Genomic DNA, 19,751 nt, shown 5'->3' on the forward strand with positions numbered 1-19,751 from the left:
GTCGCGGGCGGGAGCACCCTCCCGCGACCGCCTCGGATCATCGATCACGTCAGGTGAGGGTCACTCACCCGTCGCCTTGGCGATGATCTCCTTCGCGACCGAGGACGGAACCTCGGCGTAGGAGTCGAACTGCATGCTGTAGCTAGCCCGGCCCTGGGTCTTCGACCGCAGGTCGCCGACGTAGCCGAACATCTCCGACAACGGCACCAGTGCCTTGACGACGCGGGCGCCGCTGCGCTCCTCCATCGCCTGGATGATGCCGCGGCGGGAGTTGAGGTCGCCGATGACGTCACCCATGTTCTCCTCAGGAGTGGTGACCTCAACGGCCATCATCGGCTCGAGGAGCGCGGGGTCGGCCTTGCGGGCCGCCTCCTTCATCACCATCGAGCCGGCGATCTTGAATGCCATTTCCGACGAGTCCACCTCGTGGTACTGGCCGTCAAGCAGGGTGAGCTTGACACCCACCAGCGGGAAGCCGGCGAGGATGCCGTACTGCATGGCGTCCTGCGCGCCCGCGTCCACCGACGGGATGAACTCCCGGGGGATGCGGCCACCGGTGACGGCGTTGGCGAACTCGTAGGTCGGGGCGTCGTTGCCGAGCGGCAGCGGCTCCAGGCTGATGATCACCCGGGCGTACTGGCCGGAACCACCGGTCTGCTTCTTGTGGGTGTACTCGACCTTGTCCACCTTGCGGCGGATGGTCTCGCGGTACGCCACCTGCGGCTTACCGATGTTGGCCTCGACGTTGAACTCGCGGCGCATCCGGTCGACCAGGATGTCCAGGTGCAGCTCGCCCATGCCGGAGATGACCGTCTGACCGGTCTGGTCGTCCAGCTTGACGCGGAAGGTCGGGTCCTCCTCGGCCAGCCGCTGGATGGCGGTGCTGAGCTTCTCCTGGTCGGCCTTGGTCTTCGGCTCGATGGCGACCTCGATGACCGGCTCCGGGAAGGTCATCGACTCCAGGATGACCGGGTTCGCCGGGTCGCACAGGGTGTCACCGGTGGTGGTCTGCTTGAGACCCTGCACCGCGATGATGTCGCCAGCCTGGGCCGAGCTGCGCTCTTCCCGCTTGTTGGCGTGCATCTGGTAGATCTTGCCGATCCGCTCCTTGCGGTCCTTGGTGGAGTTGACCACCTGGGAGCCGGACTCGAGCGTGCCGGAGTAGATCCGCACGTAGGTGAGCTTGCCGAGGTGCTTGTCCGTCTGGATCTTGAAGGCGAGGCCCGAGAAGGGCTCCGACTTCGACGGCTTGCGCTGCAGCGGGGTCTCGCCGTCGGTGGCCGTACCCTCGATCGCCGGGATGTCCAGCGGCGACGGCAGGTACGCGATGACCGCGTCCAGCATCGGCTGGATGCCCTTGTTCTTGAAGGCGGTGCCGGTGAGGACCGGGTTGGCCTTGCCGGCGATGGTGGCCCGACGGATGGCGTCCTTCATCTCCTCGACGGAGATCTCCTCGCCCTCCAGGTACTTCTCCATCACCGCGTCGTCGACGTCGGCCAGGGTCTCCACCAGCTTCTCGCGCCACTCCGCGGCGGAGTCGGCGAGGTCGGCAGGGATCTCCTCGATCGCGTAGTCCTCACCCTTCTGCGTCTCGCCGCGCCAGGTGAGGGCCCGCATCTCGACCAGGTCGACCACGCCGATGAAGTCGGACTCGGCGCCGATCGGGATCTGGAGGACCAGCGGGGTGGCGTTGAGCCGGTCGATCATCATCTGCACGCAGCGGAAGAAGTCGGCACCGGTCCGGTCGAGCTTGTTGACGAAGCACATCCGGGGGACGTTGTACTTGTCCGCCTGCCGCCAGACGTTCTCCGTCTGCGGCTCCACGCCGGCGACACCGTCGTAGACCGCGACCGCGCCGTCCAGCACCCGCAGCGACCGCTCGACCTCGACCGTGAAGTCGACGTGGCCGGGCGTGTCGATGATCTGGATCGTGTGGCCCTTCCACTCACACTTGGTAGCAGCGGAGGTGATGGTGATACCACGCTCCTGCTCCTGCTCCATCCAGTCCATGACGGCACCGCCCTCGTGGACCTCACCGATCTTGTACGTGATGCCGGTGTAGAACAGGATCCGCTCGGTGGTGGTGGTCTTACCGGCATCGATGTGGGCCATGATGCCGATGTTGCGTACGTTGGCGAGCGCGTCTGCGGCGGCCACTTCAATCCCTACTTATCGTCGTCTCGACACAACTGGTGGCGGTTCCGGCGCCCGTGGGGGCGCCGGAACCAGGGTGTTACCAGCGGTAGTGCGCGAAGGCCTTGTTGGACTCGGCCATCTTGTGCGTGTCCTCGCGCCGCTTGACGGCGGCACCGAGGCCGTTGCTCGCGTCCAGCAGCTCGTTCATCAGCCGCTCGATCATGGTCTTCTCGCGACGGGCGCGGGAGTAGGTGACCAGCCAGCGCAGGCCCAGGGTGGTCGCCCGGGCGGGGCGGACCTCGACCGGGACCTGGTAGGTGGCGCCACCGACGCGGCGGCTACGCACCTCGAGGGTCGGCTTGACGTTGTCCATCGCCCGCTTGAGGGTGACGACCGGGTCGGTGCCGGACTTCTCACGGCAGCCCTCGAGGGCGGCGTAGACGATGCGCTCGGCGAGCTGACGCTTACCGCGCAGGAGGATCTTGTTCACCAACTGGGTGACCAGCGGCGAGTTGTACACCGGGTCAGCGACCAGCGGCTTCCGCGGAGCGGGTCCCTTACGCGGCATGTCAGCTCTTCTCCTTCTTCGCGCCGTAACGGCTGCGCGCCTGCTTGCGGTTGCGGACACCCTGGGTGTCCAGCGAGCCGCGAACGATCTTGTAACGCACGCCGGGGAGGTCCTTCACCCGGCCGCCGCGGACGAGCACGATCGAGTGCTCCTGGAGGTTGTGGCCGACGCCCGGGATGTAGGCGGTCACCTCGATCTGGCTGCTGAGCTTGACACGAGCGACCTTGCGCAGCGCCGAGTTCGGCTTCTTCGGGGTGGTGGTGTACACGCGGGTGCACACGCCGCGCCGCTGAGGGGAACCCTTCAGCGCCGGGGTCTTGGTCTTACTCGTCTTAGCCTGGCGGCCCTTTCGGACCAGCTGCTGGATCGTGGGCACCGGGTTTCTCCGCTCCCTTCGACCGCCTGGTGGCGGCCGCACCGTCTGCCGTAGCCGACCAGATGGTCGACTCTCCTACATTCCGACCAGGGCCACCTCGCGGTGGTCCCGGCACCCGCGGTCGGGCGTGTCGCCCAGCTCACGGCCCCGCCGCCGACGCTCGCGCGTTGTCGACGGGGTCTTGCACCGGCGCACGGCGGGCCGCGCGCCGGATCTTTGGCTTTGTCGTGCTCCCACGCGATCTCCGGCTCACCGGATCCAGCGCACGCACGAGTTGCCCGGGCTGGCCCGGGCACAAGGGGAAAGAGTACCTACCACAACCGCACAGGTCAAAACGGAGCGGCCTGCGGAGCGTCCACCGCCTGCCGATCGAACCCGTCGCGCCTACCCGCCCGTGGTGGGCACCTACGGACCCAAGTGTACCGGCTTCCCCGCAGACCGACCCGTCGACCCCGTCACGGCCGCCGTCACGCCCCACGGGCGGGCACGGGCGTCACCCGAGCGTCAGCAGCAACGCCAGCCCCAGGCCGAGCAGGCTGAGCAGCAGTCCCGCCCCGCCACAGCTGACGCCGGCCACCGCCAGGCCCCGCCCGGTGAACCGGACCGCCGGCGGGGCGGCCGGGCGCCGGATCTGCCGCATCCCCAGCAGGCCGGCCACGACGGCGCCCGCGCCGGCCAGGACGCCCAGCACCGTGAACGCGCCGGCCGCCCATGCGCCACCCACGCCGCCGACCGCGCCGACACAGATCACGAGCAGCGCGACAAGCGTCGAGACGATCCCGGCCACCAGCGAACCCACGGCCAGGCCGGAGGTGACCGGCGGCACGTCGAGGTGCACCACGCCGAAGGACGTGCCCGCGACCGGGTCGACCCGCTTCGGCGGCCGGGCGGCCTCGCGCGGCGGCGGGGGCGGGCCCGGGCCCCAGCCCGGCGCCGGCGGCGGGCCCGCTGCCGCGGGCGAGGTGCCCCACGAGGACACCGACGACGGACCCGGGATCCCCGCCCCGGGCGAGGCGCCCCAGGACGATGCCGACGGCGGGCCCGGGTCCCCTGCCCCGGACGGGCCGTTCCAGGGCGCCACCGGCGGCGGGTGCCCCGGCGCGGCGGACGGCGTGCCCGCGTCGGGTCGCGCCCACTGCGTCCCGCCGGGCGGGGCGTCGGGATTCGCGGCGGGGTGCGCCACGGGATCGCCGCCCGGGTAGCGCGCCGGTTCCGTCACGGGTCCTCCTGTCGACGTCTCGGCGTCCACCGCCGCGCGACGGACACCGGGCCAGGCTACCGCCGCCGGCCCGACGGCCCGCGCCCGGCGCGAGACCCGTTCCCCTCGGGCGGGTCGGTCAGTCCATGTTCGGTGCGAAGTCCTGCCCGTAGGGCGTGTCGGCGAGCCGGACCACCCCGAGCACCACCGCGGCCACCACGCTGACGGCGACGAGCACCAGGCCCGTCCAGGCCAGCCGCTCCCCCCGCCGCAGCCAGGCGGAGCCGGTCAGGAAACCCCCCGAGGCGTACGCCTCCCGGCGCGCCTGGCGGGCGAGCTGGAGCGCCACCGTGGCCGGCACCACGCCGCCGATGAACAGGCCGGTCAACGCGCCGATCAGGCCGAGCGCGAAGACCGCCCGCGCCTTGGTGGCCCGGGCCGGGTCCGGGTCGAGCGGATGGCGGGGCAGCCCCGGCTGGGCGACGGGCGCCTGCCCGGGTGCGGTCGTCATGCCCCCATCATGCCCCGGGCCGCTCCGCCGCGGCGCCCGCACGGGCCACCCCGACCCCGGGACGCGACGAGGCCCCCGGCGCGTGCCGGGGGCCTCGTCGATCGTGCTGCCTAGCGGTACGACCCGAAGTCGAAGTCGTCCAGCGGAACCGCCTGGCCACTGGCCGGCCCGAAGCCGTAGTCGGTCTCCGGGTAGCCGGTCATCGAGTAGACCTTGGCCTTCGCCTCCTCGGTCGGCTCGACCCGGACGTTGCGGTACTTGCTGATGCCCGTACCGGCCGGGATGAGCTTACCGATGATCACGTTCTCCTTGAGGCCGACGAGCGAGTCGCTGCGCGAGTTGATCGCCGCGTCGGTCAGCACCCGGGTGGTCTCCTGGAAGGAGGCCGCCGAGAGCCAGGAGTCGGTGGCCAGCGAGGCCTTGGTGATACCCATCAGCACCGGACGGCCGGCGGCGGGCTCGCCGCCCTCGGAGACGAGTCGGCGGTTCTCCGACTCGAACAGCGCCCGGTCGACCAGCACGCCCGGCAGGAACTCGGTCGAGCCGGAGTCGATGACCGTCACCCGCTTGAGCATCTGGCGGATGATGATCTCGATGTGCTTGTCGTGGATGAGCACACCCTGCGAGCGGTAGACCTCCTGGACCTCACTGGTCAGGTGGACCTGGACCGCTCGCGGACCCATGATCCGCAGAAGCTCGTGCGGGTCGATGGTGCCCTCGGTCAGCTTCTCGCCGACCGCGACGTGACCGCCGTCGTGGGTCCGCAGCCGGACCCGCTTGGAGATCTTGTCGTAGACGATCTCGTCGCTGCCGTCGTCCGGCACCACGATGATCTTCCGCGAGCGCTCGCCGTCCTCGATCCGGATCCGACCCGGGGTGTCGGCGATGGGCGCCTTGCCCTTCGGGACCCGGGCCTCGAAGATCTCCTGGACACGGGGCAGACCCTGGGTGATGTCCTCACCCGCGACGCCACCGGTGTGGAAGGTACGCATCGTCAGCTGCGTACCCGGCTCACCGATCGACTGGGCGGCGATGATGCCGACCGCCTCGCCGACGTCCACGGTCTTGCCGGTCGGCAGCGAGCGGCCGTAGCACGCACCGCAGACGCCCAGCTTCGACTCGCAGGTGAGCACGCTGCGCACCCGGACCGTCTCCGTCCCGGCGGCGACGATCTTGTCGACCAGGATCGAGTTGATGTCCTGACCCCGCTCGGCGACGACGACGCCGTCCGGCCCCTTGATGTCGTCGGCCAGCGTCCGGGCGTGCACGCTGGTCTCGGCGTGCTCGTGCACGACCAGCTTGCCGTCGATCCGCTCGCCGATCTGCATCGGGATGGCGCGGTCGGTGCCGCAGTCCTCCTCGCGGATGATGACGTCCTGCGAGACGTCAACCAGACGACGGGTCAGGTAACCCGAGTCGGCGGTACGCAGGGCGGTGTCCGCGAGACCCTTACGGGCACCGTGCGTGGAGATGAAGTACTCCAGCACGGACAGACCCTCCCGGTAGCTGGCCTTGATCGGCCGCGGGATGATCTCGCCCTTCGGGTTGGCCACCAGACCACGGATCGCCGCGATCTGCCGGAGCTGGAGGAGGTTACCGCGGGCGCCCGAGTTGATCATCTTCCACAGCGGGTTCTCCTGCGGCAGGGCGGTGTCCATCTCCTTGGCGACCTCGTTGGTCGCCTTGGTCCAGATCTGGATGAGCTCGCCGCGACGCTCCTCCGGGGTCATCAGACCGCGCTGGTACTGCTTGTCGATCTGGTCGGCTTCCTTCTCGTACCGCTCCAGGATCTCCCGCTTGCGCGGCGGGGCGATGACGTCCTCCATGCCGATCGTCACGCCGGACCAGGTGGCCCAGTGGAAGCCGGCCTCCTTGAGCCCGTCCAGGGTGGCGGCCAGCGCCACCTTGGGGAAGCGCTCGGCGAGGTCGTTGACGATCGCGGAGAGCTGACCCTTGCGGATCTCGTAGTTCACGAAGCGGTAGCCCTGCGGCAGCGTCTCGTTGAACAGCACCCGACCGAGGGTCGTCTCCACGGTCAGCGGCTCGCCCTCGACCCAGCCCTCCGGGGCGGTCCACGCCTCGGCGCCGGCACCGTTGTCGACCCCGATCACGCCACGCAGGCGGATCTTCACCGGGGCCTGGAGGTGCAGCTCGCCGTTGTCGTACGCCATCCGGGCCTCGGCGTCCGAGCTGAACGCCCGGCCCTCGCCCTTCTCGCCCGCCGTGAGGTGGGTGAGGTGGTAGAGGCCGATGACCATGTCCTGGGTGGGCATGGTTACGGGCTTGCCGTCGGCCGGCTTGAGGATGTTGTTCGACGACAGCATCAGGATCCGCGCCTCGGCCTGGGCCTCGGCGGACAGCGGCACGTGCACCGCCATCTGGTCACCGTCGAAGTCGGCGTTGAACGCGGTGCAGACCAGCGGGTGGATCTGGATGGCCTTGCCCTCGACGAGCTGCGGCTCGAAGGCCTGGATGCCCAGGCGGTGCAGGGTCGGCGCCCGGTTCAGCAGGACCGGGTGCTCGCCGATGACCTCTTCGAGCACGTCCCACACGACCGGGCGCTGCCGCTCGACCATCCGCTTGGCGGACTTGATGTTCTGCGCGTGGTTGAGGTCGACCAGCCGCTTCATCACGAACGGCTTGAACAGCTCCAGCGCCATCTGCTTGGGCAGGCCGCACTGGTGCAGCTTCAGCTTCGGGCCGACGACGATGACCGAACGGCCCGAGTAGTCGACGCGCTTGCCCAGCAGGTTCTGCCGGAACCGGCCCTGCTTGCCCTTGAGCATGTCGGAGAGCGACTTCAGCGGGCGGTTGCCCGGCCCGGTGACCGGCCGGCCGCGGCGGCCGTTGTCGAACAGCGCGTCGACGGCCTCCTGGAGCATCCGCTTCTCGTTGTTGACGATGATCTCGGGCGCGCCGAGGTCGATCAGCCGCTTGAGGCGGTTGTTCCGGTTGATCACGCGGCGGTACAGGTCGTTCAGGTCGGAGGTCGCGAAGCGGCCACCGTCGAGCTGCACCATCGGACGCAGGTCCGGCGGGATGACCGGCACGCAGTCGAGCACCATGCCGAGCGGCGAGTTGCGGGTGTTCAGGAACGCCGCGACGACCTTGAGTCGCTTGAGCGCCCGGATCTTCCGCTGCCCCTTGCCGGAGCGGATGGTCTCGCGCAGGTTCTCGGCCTCGGCGTCGAGGTCCATGTTCTGGACCAGCGCCTTGATGGCCTCGGCGCCCATGCCGCCGGTGAAGTACTCGCCGAACCGGTCCCGCAGCTCGCGGTAGAGCAGTTCGTCGGTGACGAGCTGCTTCGGCTCCAGCTTGCGGAAGGTGTCCAGCACCTCGTCCAGGCGGTCGATCTCGCGCTGGGCCCGGTCGCGGATCTGGCGCATCTCGCGCTCTCCGCCCTCCTTGACCTTGCGCCGGACGTCCGCCTTGGCACCCTCGGCCTCCAGCTCGGCCAGGTCGGCCTCGAGCTTGGTGGCCCGCTTCTCGATCTCCGAGTCGCGGCTGTTCTCGGCCTGCCGCTTCTCGGCCAGGATCTCGTTCTCGATCGTCGAGAGGTCACGGTGACGCGACTCGGCGTCCACGCTCGTCACGACGTACGAGGCGAAGTAGATGATCTTTTCGAGGTCCTTGGGGGCGAGGTCCAGCAGGTAGCCCAGCCGGCTCGGCACGCCCTTGAAGTACCAGATGTGGGTCACCGGCGCGGCGAGCTCGATGTGCCCCATCCGCTCGCGGCGGACCTTCGACCGGGTCACCTCGACGCCGCAGCGCTCGCAGATGATGCCCTTGAACCGGACCCGCTTGTACTTACCGCAGTAGCACTCCCAGTCCCGCTGCGGACCGAAGATCTTCTCGCAGAAGAGCCCGTCCTTTTCCGGCTTCAGGGTGCGGTAGTTGATCGTCTCAGGCTTCTTGACCTCACCGTGCGACCACTGACGGATGTCGTCGGCGGTGGCGAGGCCGATGCGCAGCTCGTCGAAGAAGTTGACGTCGAGCACTATGTCCCCTATGTCGTCGTCTGTACTGCTAGCTAGTGGGTGGGGTCGGGAGCCGGCGAGCCGGCCCCCGACCGCTCACCTCAGACCTCTTCGACCGAGCTCGGCTCGCGCCGGGACAGGTCGATGCCCAGCTCCTCCGCGGCGCGGAACACCTCGTCGTCGGTCTCGCGCATCTCCAGGGCCACGCCGTCGCTGGACAGCACCTCGACGTTGAGGCACAGCGACTGCAGCTCCTTGAGCAGCACCTTGAACGACTCCGGGATGCCCGGCTCCGGGATGTTCTCGCCCTTGACGATGGCCTCGTAGACCTTGACCCGGCCGAGGACGTCGTCGGACTTGATCGTCAACAGCTCCTGCAGGGCGTACGCGGCGCCGTACGCCTGCATCGCCCAGCACTCCATCTCGCCGAAGCGCTGGCCACCGAACTGCGCCTTACCACCCAGCGGCTGCTGAGTGATCATCGAGTACGGGCCGGTCGACCGCGCGTGGATCTTGTCGTCGACCAGGTGGTTGAGCTTCAGGATGTAGATGTAGCCGACCGCGATCGGGTCCGGCAGCGGCTCGCCGGAGCGACCGTCGAACAGCTGCGCCTTGCCCGTGGAACCGATCAGCTGCTTGCCGTCCCGGTTGGGCAGGGTCGACGCCAGCAGGCCGGAGATCTCCTCCTCGCGGGCACCGTCGAAGACCGGCGTGGCCACGTTGGTGTCCGGCTCCGACTCGTGCGCCTCGATGGAGCGCAGCTGGCGCTTCCACTCGGCGTCGTCGCCGTCGACGCTCCACCCCGTCTTCGCCACCCAGCCGAGGTGCGTCTCCAGCACCTGGCCGATGTTCATCCGGGACGGCACACCCAGCGGGTTGAGCACGATGTCGACGGGCGTGCCGTCCTCCAGGAACGGCATGTCCTCGATCGGCAGGATCTTGGAGATGACGCCCTTGTTGCCGTGCCGGCCGGCGAGCTTGTCGCCGTCCTGGATCTTCCGCTTCTGGGCGACGTAGACCCGGACCAGCTCGTTGACGCCCGGCGGCAGCTCGTCGCCGTCCTCGCGGGAGAAGGTACGCACGCCGATGACCGTGCCGGTCTCGCCGTGCGGCACCTTCAGCGAGGTGTCACGGACCTCGCGCGCCTTCTCACCGAAGATCGCGCGGAGCAGCCGCTCCTCCGGGGTCAGCTCGGTCTCGCCCTTGGGCGTGACCTTGCCGACCAGGATGTCGCCGGGGACGACCTCGGCACCGATCCGGATGATGCCGCGCTCGTCGAGGTCGGCGAGCATCTCCTCGCTGACGTTCGGGATGTCGCGGGTGATCTCCTCCGGACCCAGCTTGGTGTCCCGGGCGTCGACCTCGTGCTCCTCGATGTGGATCGAGGTGAGCACGTCCTGCTGCACGAGGCGCTGCGACAGGATGATCGCGTCCTCGTAGTTGTGGCCCTCCCAGCACATGAACGCCACGAGCAGGTTGCGCCCGAGCGCCATCTCGCCCTCGTCGGTGCACGGACCGTCGGCGATGACCTGGCCGGCCTCGACGCGGTCGCCCTCGAAGACGACCGGCTTCTGGTTGACGCAGGAGCCGGCGTTGGAGCGGCGGAACTTGTGCAGCAGGTACGTGCGGCGGTGGCCGTCGTCCTGGTGGATGGTGATGTAGTCGGCGCAGAGGTCCTCGATGACGCCGCCGACCTCGGCGACGACCACGTCACCGGCGTCGACCGCGGCACGGTATTCCATGCCGGTGCCGACGAGCGGGGACTCGGCCTTGACCAGCGGCACCGCCTGGCGCTGCATGTTCGCGCCCATCAGTGCCCGGTTGGCGTCGTCGTGCTCGAGGAACGGGATCATCGCGGTCGCGACCGAGGTCATCTGCCGCGGCGACACGTCCATGTAGTCGACGGCGCTCGGCACCACGTCCTCGGTCTCGCCGCCCTTACGGCGGCACAGGACCCGGTCCTCGGCGAACGTGCCGTCGGCCTTCAGCGGCGCGTTGGCCTGCGCCTTGACGAACCGGTCCTCCTCGTCCGCGGTCAGGTAGTCGATCTGGTCGGTGACCCGACCGTCGACGACCTTCCGGTACGGCGTCTCGATGAAGCCGAACGGGTTGACCCGGGCGAAGGTGGACAGCGCGCCGATCAGGCCGATGTTCGGGCCTTCCGGCGTCTCGATCGGGCACATCCGGCCGTAGTGGGACGGGTGCACGTCGCGGACCTCGAAGCCGGCCCGCTCCCGGGACAGACCACCCGGGCCGAGCGCGCTCAGCCGGCGCCGGTGGGTCAGGCCCGCCAGCGGGTTGGTCTGGTCCATGAACTGGGACAGCTGCGACGTGCCGAAGAACTCCTTGATCGCCGCCACCACGGGACGGATGTTGATCAGGGTCTGCGGCGTGATCGCCTCGACGTCCTGGGTGGTCATCCGCTCGCGGACGACGCGCTCCATCCGGGACAGACCGACCCGGACCTGGTTCTGGATCAGCTCACCCACGGTACGCAGGCGCCGGTTGCCGAAGTGGTCGATGTCGTCGGCCTCGTAGCCGTCCTCACCGGCGTGCAGCCGGCAGAGGTACTCCACGGTGGCGACGATGTCGTCCTCGGTCAGGGTGCCGGTCGTGATCGGCACCTCCAGCTCGAGCTTCTTGTTGAACTTGTAACGACCGACCTTGGCGACGTCGTACCGCTTCGGGTTGAAGAAGAGGTTGTCGAGCAGGGTCTGGGCGTTCTCGCGGGTCGGCGGCTCGCCAGGGCGGAGCTTCCGGTAGATGTCGAGCAACGCCTCGTCCGCGCCGGCGATGTGGTCCTTCTCGAGCGTGGTCATCATCAGCTCGGACCAGCCGAACCGCTCGCGGATGCGCTCGGCCGACCAACCGACGGCCTTGAGCAGAACGGTGACGGCCTGCCGGCGCTTGCGGTCGATGCGGACGCCGACCGTGTCGCGCTTGTCGATGTCGAACTCCAGCCAGGCGCCCCGGCTGGGAATGACCTTGACGCTGGTGAGGTCGCGGTCGGAGGTCTTGTCCGGCTGCTTGTCGAAGTAGACGCCCGGGGACCGGACGAGCTGGCTGACCACGACGCGCTCGGTGCCGTTGATGATGAAGGTGCCCTTCGGCGTCATCATCGGGAAGTCACCCATGAACACCGTCTGGCTCTTGATCTCGCCGGTGGTGTTGTTGGTGAACTCCGCGGTCACGAAGAGCGGGGCGCAGTAGGTCAGGTCCTTCTCCTTGCACTCCTCGATCGAGGCCTTGACCTCGTCGAAGCGCGGAGCCGAGAAGGAGAGCGACATGGTGCCGGAGAAGTCCTCAATGGGACTGATCTCGTCGAGGATCTCCGCGAGACCCGAGCGTGCGTGCGGGTCGTCCGCCGACCGGCCCTGCCAAGCCTCGTTGCCGACGAGCCAGTCGAAGGACTCGTTCTGGATGGCGAGGAGGTTGGGGACCTCGAGGTGTTCGGTGATCCTGCCGAATGAAACTCGGCGGGGAGCGAATGCGCTCGACGTACGACTGGTCTTCGCAGGGCGGGAAGCTGCCAAGATGCGTCCTTCCGAGGACCGGTGCTGCAGAACGGCTGGTACGCGTGCACTCCAATGACCCCACCAGAAATATCCGTAAACGGACATTTCCGAGCAGGGGTCAAGTCGGAAGGCAGCGCAAACTAGCAGTGTAGCCGAGAGGCTAACCGCTGTCCAGCCCAACCCGCAGGTCGTCGCGGAACGTGCCTCGGGACCCCTGAACCGGGGTCTAACCGGGCCGCTCGGAACGCGACGTTCCTGCCGGGCCGCTCGGGTGCCGCAGCCGATGGTGTCGCCGCTGCCATTACCCAAGTGGTGGCCGTTGCAAGCGCGGAAGGTCTTGCTGTGTCAGCGTGCCTGTCAGCCCGGGGCCGCGTCAAGGCCCGGCATCCGGGTCGCCGCTTCTTTCCCACCGACGGGCTACCCGCGGGCCCCGGTCGCCGACCGTCGCGACGCGTCGACGCCCTGCTCACCGCCCCTGTCGCCGGATCCACCACGAAGGCGGGCGGCGATCCAGTGTCGGATCACCGCCCGCCCTGACGCGGTGTGCCCCGGCTCACGGAGCCGGACACGCGCCTGGTGGTACGTCAGGTCACTTGAGGGTGACCTTGGCGCCCTCGCCCTCGAGCTTGGTCTTCGCCTTCTCGGCGGTCTCCTTGTTGGCCTTCTCCAGGACGGCCTTCGGAGCGGCCTCGACCAGGTCCTTGGCCTCCTTGAGGCCCAGGCCGGTCAGCTCGCGCACGACCTTGATGACCTGGATCTTCTTGCCGCCGTCAGCCTCGAGGATGACGTCGAACTCGTCCTTCTCCTCCTCGACCGGAGCGGCGGCGGCCGGGCCGGCCGGGCCGGCGACGGCGACCGGAGCGGCCGCGGTGACCTCGAAGGTCTCCTCGAACTGCTTCACGAACTCGGAGAGCTCGATCAGCGTCATCTCCTTGAACGCGTCGAGCAGCTCGTCGGTGCTGAGCTTCGCCATGTCTGGCGTCCTTTCCTGAATCTGTTAGGTAAGAACTGGGTGCGCCGCGGGGCCTCAGGCCGCCTCGGCGCCCTCCTTCTCGCGCTTGTCCTGCAGGGCGGCCGCCAGACGGGCGGTCTTCGACAGCGGGGCCTGGAACAGGGCCGCGGCCTTGCTCAGGTTGCCCTTCATCGCGCCGGCCAGCTTGGCCAGCAGCACCTCACGGGACTCCAGGTCGGCGAGCTTCGTGACCTCGGCCGCGGTAATGGCCTTGCCCTCGAAGACACCGCCCTTGATGACGAGCTTCGGGTTGGCCTTCGCGAAGTCGCGAAGCCCCTTCGCCGCCTCGACGACGTCGCCCGAAACGAAAGTCAGCGCGGTAGGACCGGAGAACATCTCGTCGAGGCCGGAGATACCAGCGTCGGTCGCGGCACGCTTCGCGAGCGTGTTCTTCGCAACGGTGTAGCTGGTCTCCTTGCCGAGCGAGCGCCGCAGCTGGGTGAGCTGGGAAACCGTCAGACCGCGGTACTCGGTCAGCACCGTGGCACCCGCGTTGCGGAAGCTCTCGGTCAGCTCAGCGACGGCCGTGGCCTTGTCGGCCCGGATCGGCTTGTCCGCCATGTCCCTCCTCTCTCGTTACTCGAGGCCGGTCACCGTCGTCGGCCGGAGCCTTCGACGGGAGCGCAGGTGCCACGACAACGAGAAAGGCCCCGGCGCAGGGCGCACGGGGCGAGGGCCGGCACACGGACACGGTCGGCGGACCATGCTCAGCACCGATTTTCGCTTACCGCCCTGCGCGGGTCGCCCGTAGTCGCGGGACCTTCGACCGTGCCGGGGCACGGTGACCAGCGGTCTCTGGGTGGAACTTCGCGGCCAAGGTTACGCGAGGAGCCCCGCGACCACCAAATCGCCCCCCCGGTGGGCCGGGTCACTCCCCCGCACCCCGAGGGGTCGACGGTCAGGGGCGGTGGCGCCGCCGCCACAGGTACGCGGCCGCGGCCACCGCGCTCCAGGCCGCGGCCCAGGCGGTGAGCAGGCCCACCGTGGACGCGGCCAGGCCGTCGGCGGCGGCCCGCGCGGTGGCCATCACCGGCGGCGCCAGCCACGGCGCCACCGAGCCGCTCAGGCCGAGGGCGACCGCGCCGACCCCGCCGAGCGCGAGCACCGCGACGCCGTAGCCGGCGCTACCCGTGCAGGCGCGGCTGGCCAGCGCCCCGAGCGCCACCGCCGCGGGTACGGCCAGCAGGTGCGCCCACAGCCCGACGGCGATCCCCACCGGCACCGACCGGTCGCCCGGCCCCACCGGACCGGCGACCCCGCCCACCAGCCACGGGAAGACCAGCGCGACGGCCACCGTGCCGAGCCCGGCCACGCCGGCCGCCAGCAGCCCGGCCAGTCGCTCCCGGCGCACCCCGAGGAGCGCCTGCGCCAGCCGGCGCTGCACGTCCGGCTCGACGTCCAGCAGCACCTTGGTCTGCCAGGCGAGCACCGGGAAGAGCACCACCGCCGAGACGCCGTACGCCTCCCCCGGCTGCGCCCGGCCGCCGCCGTAGAGGACGCCGAGAGCCACCAGGCCGGCCAGCAGGGGGGCGAGCGCCCGTCCCGTACGCAGGAAGCCCGCCAGCCGCAGCCGGAGCAGCGCGGTCACCGCGGCCCCCCGGTGGTCCCGCCCGTGGCCTCTGGCGCCCGGGCGACGGGCGGCGCGCCGGGGTCCACGGTCCCCGCCGGCGGCCCCTCGGCGTCGTCCGGAGCGACCACGCCGGATCGGGCGGGCCGGCGTACGCGGAGGATCCGGTGCCCCTCGGCACGCAGCCGGGCGACGGTGCCGTCGACCCGCGCCGCCGGGACCACGACCTCGACCACCGCCAGTGCCGCCTCCGCCGACGGGGCGGCCTCGGTGACCGTGCCGTCCGCCACCGTCCACCGGCGGGCACCCGGCAGCCGGGCGATCTCGCCCCGGTGGTCGCTGACCAGCACCGAACCGCCCGCCGCCGCCACCTCGTCGATCACCTCGGGCACGAGGTCCCGGGTCGCGGCATCGAGGCCCTCCCACGGCTCGTCGAGCACCAGCAGGCCGGGCGGCCGCAGCATCGCCTGGGCCAGGCCGACCTTCTGGGCGGTGCCCTTGGACAACTCGAGCAGGCGGACCCGGCGGAACCCGGACAGGCCCAGCCGGGAGGTCCAGTGGTCGACCGCGTGGCCGGCGGCCGCCGGGTCGAGGCCGGCGACACGTCCCATGGCGGTCAGGTAGCGCTCGACGGTGAAGGGCTGGTCGGCCGGGAAGCGCTCCGGGACCCAGCCGACGTGCCGGGGTCGACCGGTGACCCGCCCCCGGCTCGGCCGCAGCACCCCGGCCGCCACCTGGAGCAGGGTCGACTTGCCCACGCCGTTGCGGCCGAGGACGACCACGACCTCACCGGGGCCGATCCGCACCGCGGCTTCCCGCAGCACCCACGGGCCCCGCCGCCGGTAGCGCAGCCAGACGTTCTCCAGGCGCACCGGCCGAGCATGCCACAACCGACACGGAACGGGGCGCCGCCACGATGTGGCGACGCCCCGTCACGGGTACGGGTGCTCAGGCCTCGGCCGGAGCCTCCTGCAGGTTCTTCACCACGTTGGGGTCGACCGGGACGCCCGGGCCCATGGTGGTGGTGAGGGTGACCTTCTTGAGGTACTTGCCCTTCGCGGCGGACGGCTTGGCCCGCAGGACCTCGTCGAGGACCGCCGCGTAGTTGTCGATCAGCTGGGTCTCGGAGAACGAGGCCTTGCCGATGATCAGGTGGAGGTTGGAGTGCTTGTCCACCCGGAAGGTGATCTTACCGCCCTTGATGTCCGAGACGGCCTTGGTGACGTCCATGGTCACGGTGCCGGTCTTCGGGTTCGGCATGAGACCGCGCGGGCCCAGGATCCGCGCGATCCGGCCGATCTTGGCCATCTGGTCCGGCGTGGCGATCGCCGCGTCGAAGTCGAGCCAACCGCCCTGGATCCGGGCGACCAGCTCGTCGGTGCCCACCTCGTCCGCACCGGCGGCGACGGCCTCCTCGGCCTTCGCACCGGCGGCGAAGACGATCACGCGGGCGGTCTTACCGGTGCCGTGCGGCAGGTTGACCACGCCACGGACCATCTGGTCCGCCTTGCGGGGGTCGACGCCGAGGCGCATGGCGACCTCGACCGTGGCGTCGAACTTGGCGGAGGTGGTGTCCTTGGCCAGCTTCACGGCCTCGGCGGGGGTGTAGAGCTTCGACCGGTCGATGACCTCGGCGGCCTTGCGGTAGCTCTTGCTGCGCTGCATTTTCTACGTACTCCTGTGGTCTATGGCGGGCCGCGACTTCCCGCGCGCCCTCCCACGAACTGGATCTGGCGGTGACCGAGGTCAGTCGTTGACGACGATGCCCATCGACCGGGCGGTGCCGGCGATGATCTTCGCAGCCTGGTCGATGTCGTTGGCGTTGAGGTCGACCATCTTCTTCTCGGCGATCTCACGCACCTGGGCCTGCGACACCGAGCCGACCTTGTCCTTCTGCGGGACGCCCGAGCCCTTCTCCACCCCGGCGGCCTTGAGCAGCAGCCGGGCGGCGGGCGGGGTCTTCAGGACGAAGGTGAAGCTGCGGTCCTCGTAGACGCTGATCTCGGCGGGGACGATGTCGCCCCGCTGGGACTCGGTCTGCGCGTTGTAGGACTTGCAGAACTCCATGATGTTCACGCCGTGCTGGCCGAGCGCGGGGCCGACCGGCGGCGCCGGCGTGGCCTGGCCCGCCTTCAGCTGAAGCGTGAAAGTCTTGACGAGCTTCTTCTTCGGAGGCATGTCTCTTCCTGGGGCTTGGAACTGGGAAAGGTGCCGGCCGTAGGCGCGCACGGTCAGCGCGATGCGACAGCGGCGACGTTCTAGAGTAGCGCAGCGTCCCGCCGCCGCCTGCGCCGAGGTCGGGCGGGGGGCGGAACAGGTACGCCGGCGGCGGGACGCTACCCACCGCCGGCGCTCCCGACGTCAGATCTTGGCGACCTGGTTGAAGTTCAGCTCCACCGGCGTCTCGCGACCGAAGATCGACACCAGCACCTTGAGCTTCTGCTGGTCGGCGTTGATCTCGCTGATCGTCGCCGGCAGCGAGGCGAAGGCGCCGTCGGTGACGGTGACCGAGTCGCCGACCTCGAAGTCGAGGACCTTGATCTCGGGCTTGGCCTTCTTCTGCTCGGTCTCGACGGCCGGCGCCAGCCACTTCAGCACCTCGTCGAGGGAGAGCGGGGCCGGGCGGTCGGCCCGGTCCGTCGCGCCCACGAAACCGGTGACACCCGGCGTGTTGCGCACGCAGGAGTAGGACTCGGCGGTCAGCTCCATCCGGACCAGGATGTAGCCCGGGAAGACCTTGGCCTGGATCTGCGACCGCTTCCCGTTCTTGACCTCCACCTCTTCCCGGGTCGGCACCTCGACCTGGTAGATGTAGTCCTCCATGTCGAGGCTCGTGATCCGGGTCTCGAGGTTGGTCTTGACCTTGTTCTCGTAGCCGGCGTACGAGTGCACCACGTACCAGTCGCCCGGCGCGTAGCGCAGCTTCTGCCGCAGCTCGGCGACCGGGTCGTAGTCCTCGTCCGGCGCGGGCTCGGTGGTGGGGAACTCCGGCTCGCTGGCGGCCTCGACCGACTCGTCACCAGCCGCCGTCGCCACCGTGGACTGCTCGTCCGTGGTCTCGGCGGTCTCGTCGTACTCAGGCACGCTCGCTCACTTCCGTCACTATCGGCTCAGTCGGCCGGTCAGCTGGGGTTGCCGAAGACCCACAGCACGCCCTTCGCGAAGGCGAAGTCAAGGCCGGCCACGATCGTCAGCATCACCGCGACGAAGGCGACCACCACAGCCGTGTAGGTCAGCAGCTCCTTGCGGGTCGGCCAGATGACCTTACGCAGTTCCGCCACGACCTCGCGGATGAATCGGGCGATGCGGCCGAACAGACCGACCCGGTCGGTTTCCGCCTTGGTCTTCGGCTTGCTGTCCGCCGAATCCGCCTTCGCCCGCGAGCGCGTCGCGGTGCCGCCCCGGGATACCGGTTCCTCGGCGTCGGTGGCGTCGTCGTCGGCCACGTCGTCGACGACCTCGTCGTGCAGACGGTCGTCGCCGGCGTCCTCGCCGCGCCGCTTCTTGTCGGCCACTTCGCCCTCCGTCGCGGGATGTCGGGTCGCACGCTGTCGGGCGTGCGCGGCGCTTGGTCACGCCGGCCGGACCAACCGTCCCGCGACGGGCCGCGGCCGGCGGATCAGCCGGGAGGGCCCGAATTGCCTCGGGGCCACCCCGCCGATGCCACCACCACGGGCCGGACGCCGCCGTACGGCGGCGCGACCCACGGGAACGGTCAGGCCTGAGGCGCAGGGGTGACAGGACTTGAACCTGCAGCCTGCGGTTTTGGAGACCGCTGCTCTGCCAATTGAGCTACACCCCTGTGCGGCAATGCTCACCCTGCCCGGTCATGCACGACCGTGCAGGGGTTACTTGCCCCACGGCGGACCAGTGTACGGGTAGCGGCACCACTTTCCCAACCGGTCTGCCCCTCGCGCGTCGGAAGCCTGGTCAGCGGGCCGTCCGGACGGTCGCGCGAGCCTGCGAGAGCACCTTCTCCCCCCGGCAGACGGCGGTCACGTCGAGCCTGGTCAGGCCGTCCTCGGCGACCTCCCGGACCACGGCCGTGACCTCGATCTCGGTGCCCTCGTCGTCGTCCGGGACGACCACCGGCCGGGTGAAGCGGACGTTGTAGTCGACGATCGCGTCGGGCGCCCCGGCCCACTCCGCCACCGCGCGGCCGACCAGCGCCATGGTGAACATGCCGTGGGCGATCACGCCGGGCAGACCCACCTTCGTGGCGGTCCGGTCGTTCCAGTGGATCGGGTTGAAGTCCCCCGAGGCGCCGGCGTAGCGGACCAGGTCCGCGCGCGTCACCCGGAACGTCCTGGCTGGCAGCTCCATCTCAGCCCTCCCCGCGTACGACGAGCTTCGACCAGACGGTCACGACCGGCTCACCGGCCGGGGTGGCGACCTCGGTGCGGGTGGTCAGGAAGCCGTGCCCGCCACGGCTGCTGACGTCGTCGATGACGCTGACGCAGACCAGCTCGTCCCCCGCCACCACCGGCCGGGTGTAGGCGAAGCGCTGGTCGCCGTGGACGACGCGGCTGTAGTCGACGCCGAGGGCCGGGTCATCGATGATCTGCTGGTTGGCCGCCATCGTGAGCACGATGGGGAAGGTCGGCGGGGCGACCACGTCCGGGTGGCCGAGCGCGCGGGCGGCCTCCGGGTCGTGGTGGGCCGGATCGGCGGCACCGATCGCCGTGGCGAACTCGCGGATCTTTTCTCGGCCCACCTGGTAGGGGGCGGTCGGCGGATACGTCCGGCCGACGAAGGACGGGTCCAGGGACATGCCGCGAACCTACACGCAAACGCCGATCGCCGATCCGTACGGTCGGCGGCGGCCGGAGCCGCGCCGTCCCTACGGACCGGCGATCGGGGAAGTGCCTGAGGACCGGGCCGGCGGTGCCGG

The 19,751-nt window shown here is 69.9% G+C and carries 17 protein-coding genes and 1 tRNA gene; all 18 read right to left on the bottom strand.

Annotated features, from left to right (window positions below; all coding sequences use genetic code 11):
- Positions 1-60 precede the first annotated feature (60 nt).
- The gene (fusA, locus tag AC0OO9_RS10940; protein WP_151453325.1) at positions 61-2,157 is read right to left on the bottom strand and encodes an elongation factor G; all 2,097 of its coding nucleotides are present in this window, start codon (positions 2,155-2,157) and stop codon (positions 61-63) included.
- 76 nt (positions 2,158-2,233) lie between these two features.
- Entirely contained in the window at positions 2,234-2,704 is a 471-nt protein-coding gene (gene rpsG / locus AC0OO9_RS10945; protein WP_077938296.1) for a 30S ribosomal protein S7, read from the bottom strand.
- A 1-nt stretch (position 2,705) separates the two neighbouring features.
- Positions 2,706-3,080 carry a 30S ribosomal protein S12 gene (gene rpsL / locus AC0OO9_RS10950; RefSeq protein ID WP_014440718.1) on the bottom strand — a complete coding sequence of 125 codons (375 nt, stop codon included), beginning with the start codon at positions 3,078-3,080 and terminating at the stop codon, positions 2,706-2,708.
- 493 nt (positions 3,081-3,573) lie between these two features.
- Positions 3,574-3,921, bottom strand: a complete 348-nt coding sequence (locus AC0OO9_RS10955; RefSeq protein WP_327029603.1) for a hypothetical protein — start codon at positions 3,919-3,921, stop codon at positions 3,574-3,576.
- Positions 3,922-4,417: 496 nt separating this feature from the next.
- The gene (locus AC0OO9_RS10960) at positions 4,418-4,789 is read right to left on the bottom strand and encodes a hypothetical protein (protein ID WP_132230900.1); all 372 of its coding nucleotides are present in this window, start codon (positions 4,787-4,789) and stop codon (positions 4,418-4,420) included.
- Positions 4,790-4,899: 110 nt separating this feature from the next.
- Positions 4,900-8,787, bottom strand: a complete 3,888-nt coding sequence (locus AC0OO9_RS10965; RefSeq protein ID WP_357579609.1) for a DNA-directed RNA polymerase subunit beta' — start codon at positions 8,785-8,787, stop codon at positions 4,900-4,902.
- Between the two features lie 80 nt (positions 8,788-8,867).
- Positions 8,868-12,299 carry a DNA-directed RNA polymerase subunit beta gene (rpoB, locus tag AC0OO9_RS10970; RefSeq protein WP_132230898.1) on the bottom strand — a complete coding sequence of 1,144 codons (3,432 nt, stop codon included), beginning with the start codon at positions 12,297-12,299 and terminating at the stop codon, positions 8,868-8,870.
- Positions 12,300-12,870: 571 nt separating this feature from the next.
- A complete protein-coding gene (gene rplL, locus AC0OO9_RS10975; RefSeq protein ID WP_132230897.1) occupies positions 12,871-13,254 on the bottom strand; it encodes a 50S ribosomal protein L7/L12 in 384 nt (127 codons plus the stop codon).
- 54 nt (positions 13,255-13,308) lie between these two features.
- Positions 13,309-13,854: a 50S ribosomal protein L10 gene (rplJ, locus tag AC0OO9_RS10980; protein ID WP_132230896.1), complete on the bottom strand. Its 546-nt coding sequence runs from the start codon at positions 13,852-13,854 to the stop codon at positions 13,309-13,311.
- Positions 13,855-14,191: 337 nt separating this feature from the next.
- Complete coding sequence (locus AC0OO9_RS10985) at positions 14,192-14,881, bottom strand: hypothetical protein (RefSeq protein ID WP_484517154.1); 690 nt, start codon at positions 14,879-14,881, stop codon at positions 14,192-14,194.
- Positions 14,878-15,732, bottom strand: coding sequence for an ATP-binding cassette domain-containing protein (locus tag AC0OO9_RS10990; protein WP_484517155.1), 855 nt, complete (start codon positions 15,730-15,732; stop codon positions 14,878-14,880). The genes AC0OO9_RS10985 and AC0OO9_RS10990 overlap by 4 nt, the downstream gene beginning before the upstream one ends.
- A 76-nt stretch (positions 15,733-15,808) precedes the next feature.
- Positions 15,809-16,525: a 50S ribosomal protein L1 gene (gene rplA / locus AC0OO9_RS10995; RefSeq protein WP_132230893.1), complete on the bottom strand. Its 717-nt coding sequence runs from the start codon at positions 16,523-16,525 to the stop codon at positions 15,809-15,811.
- Between the two features lie 81 nt (positions 16,526-16,606).
- The gene (rplK, locus tag AC0OO9_RS11000; RefSeq protein ID WP_132230892.1) at positions 16,607-17,038 is read right to left on the bottom strand and encodes a 50S ribosomal protein L11; all 432 of its coding nucleotides are present in this window, start codon (positions 17,036-17,038) and stop codon (positions 16,607-16,609) included.
- A gap of 183 nt (positions 17,039-17,221) precedes the next feature.
- On the bottom strand, positions 17,222-17,944 hold the full coding sequence (nusG, locus tag AC0OO9_RS11005) for a transcription termination/antitermination protein NusG (RefSeq protein WP_088998338.1): 723 nt from the start codon (positions 17,942-17,944) through the stop codon (positions 17,222-17,224).
- A 38-nt stretch (positions 17,945-17,982) separates the two neighbouring features.
- Positions 17,983-18,375, bottom strand: coding sequence for a preprotein translocase subunit SecE (gene secE / locus AC0OO9_RS11010; protein ID WP_088998337.1), 393 nt, complete (start codon positions 18,373-18,375; stop codon positions 17,983-17,985).
- Positions 18,376-18,589: 214 nt separating this feature from the next.
- Positions 18,590-18,662, bottom strand: a tRNA-Trp gene (locus AC0OO9_RS11015).
- Positions 18,663-18,790: 128 nt separating this feature from the next.
- Positions 18,791-19,183 carry a MaoC family dehydratase gene (locus AC0OO9_RS11020; protein WP_484517156.1) on the bottom strand — a complete coding sequence of 131 codons (393 nt, stop codon included), beginning with the start codon at positions 19,181-19,183 and terminating at the stop codon, positions 18,791-18,793.
- A 1-nt stretch (position 19,184) separates the two neighbouring features.
- Positions 19,185-19,631: a MaoC family dehydratase N-terminal domain-containing protein gene (locus tag AC0OO9_RS11025; protein ID WP_121399901.1), complete on the bottom strand. Its 447-nt coding sequence runs from the start codon at positions 19,629-19,631 to the stop codon at positions 19,185-19,187.
- Between the last annotated feature and the right edge of the window lie 120 nt (positions 19,632-19,751).

This window comes from Micromonospora sp. USAFONa4, from assembly GCF_057197825.1.

Bases quoted from the DNA above. Each gene is read 5' to 3' on its own strand.
- rplK (WP_132230892.1), bottom strand. From the start codon at position 17,038: ATGCCTCCGAAGAAGAAGCTCGTCAAGACTTTCACGCTTCAGCTGAAG.
- rplJ (WP_132230896.1), bottom strand. From the start codon at position 13,854: ATGGCGGACAAGCCGATCCGGGCCGACAAGGCCACGGCCGTCGCTGAG.
- rplA (WP_132230893.1), bottom strand. From the start codon at position 16,525: ATGCAGCGCAGCAAGAGCTACCGCAAGGCCGCCGAGGTCATCGACCGG.
- AC0OO9_RS10960 (WP_132230900.1), bottom strand. From the start codon at position 4,789: ATGACGACCGCACCCGGGCAGGCGCCCGTCGCCCAGCCGGGGCTGCCC.
- rpsG (WP_077938296.1), bottom strand. From the start codon at position 2,704: ATGCCGCGTAAGGGACCCGCTCCGCGGAAGCCGCTGGTCGCTGACCCG.
- AC0OO9_RS11025 (WP_121399901.1), bottom strand. From the start codon at position 19,631: ATGTCCCTGGACCCGTCCTTCGTCGGCCGGACGTATCCGCCGACCGCC.
- AC0OO9_RS11020 (WP_484517156.1), bottom strand. From the start codon at position 19,183: ATGGAGCTGCCAGCCAGGACGTTCCGGGTGACGCGCGCGGACCTGGTC.
- rplL (WP_132230897.1), bottom strand. From the start codon at position 13,254: ATGGCGAAGCTCAGCACCGACGAGCTGCTCGACGCGTTCAAGGAGATG.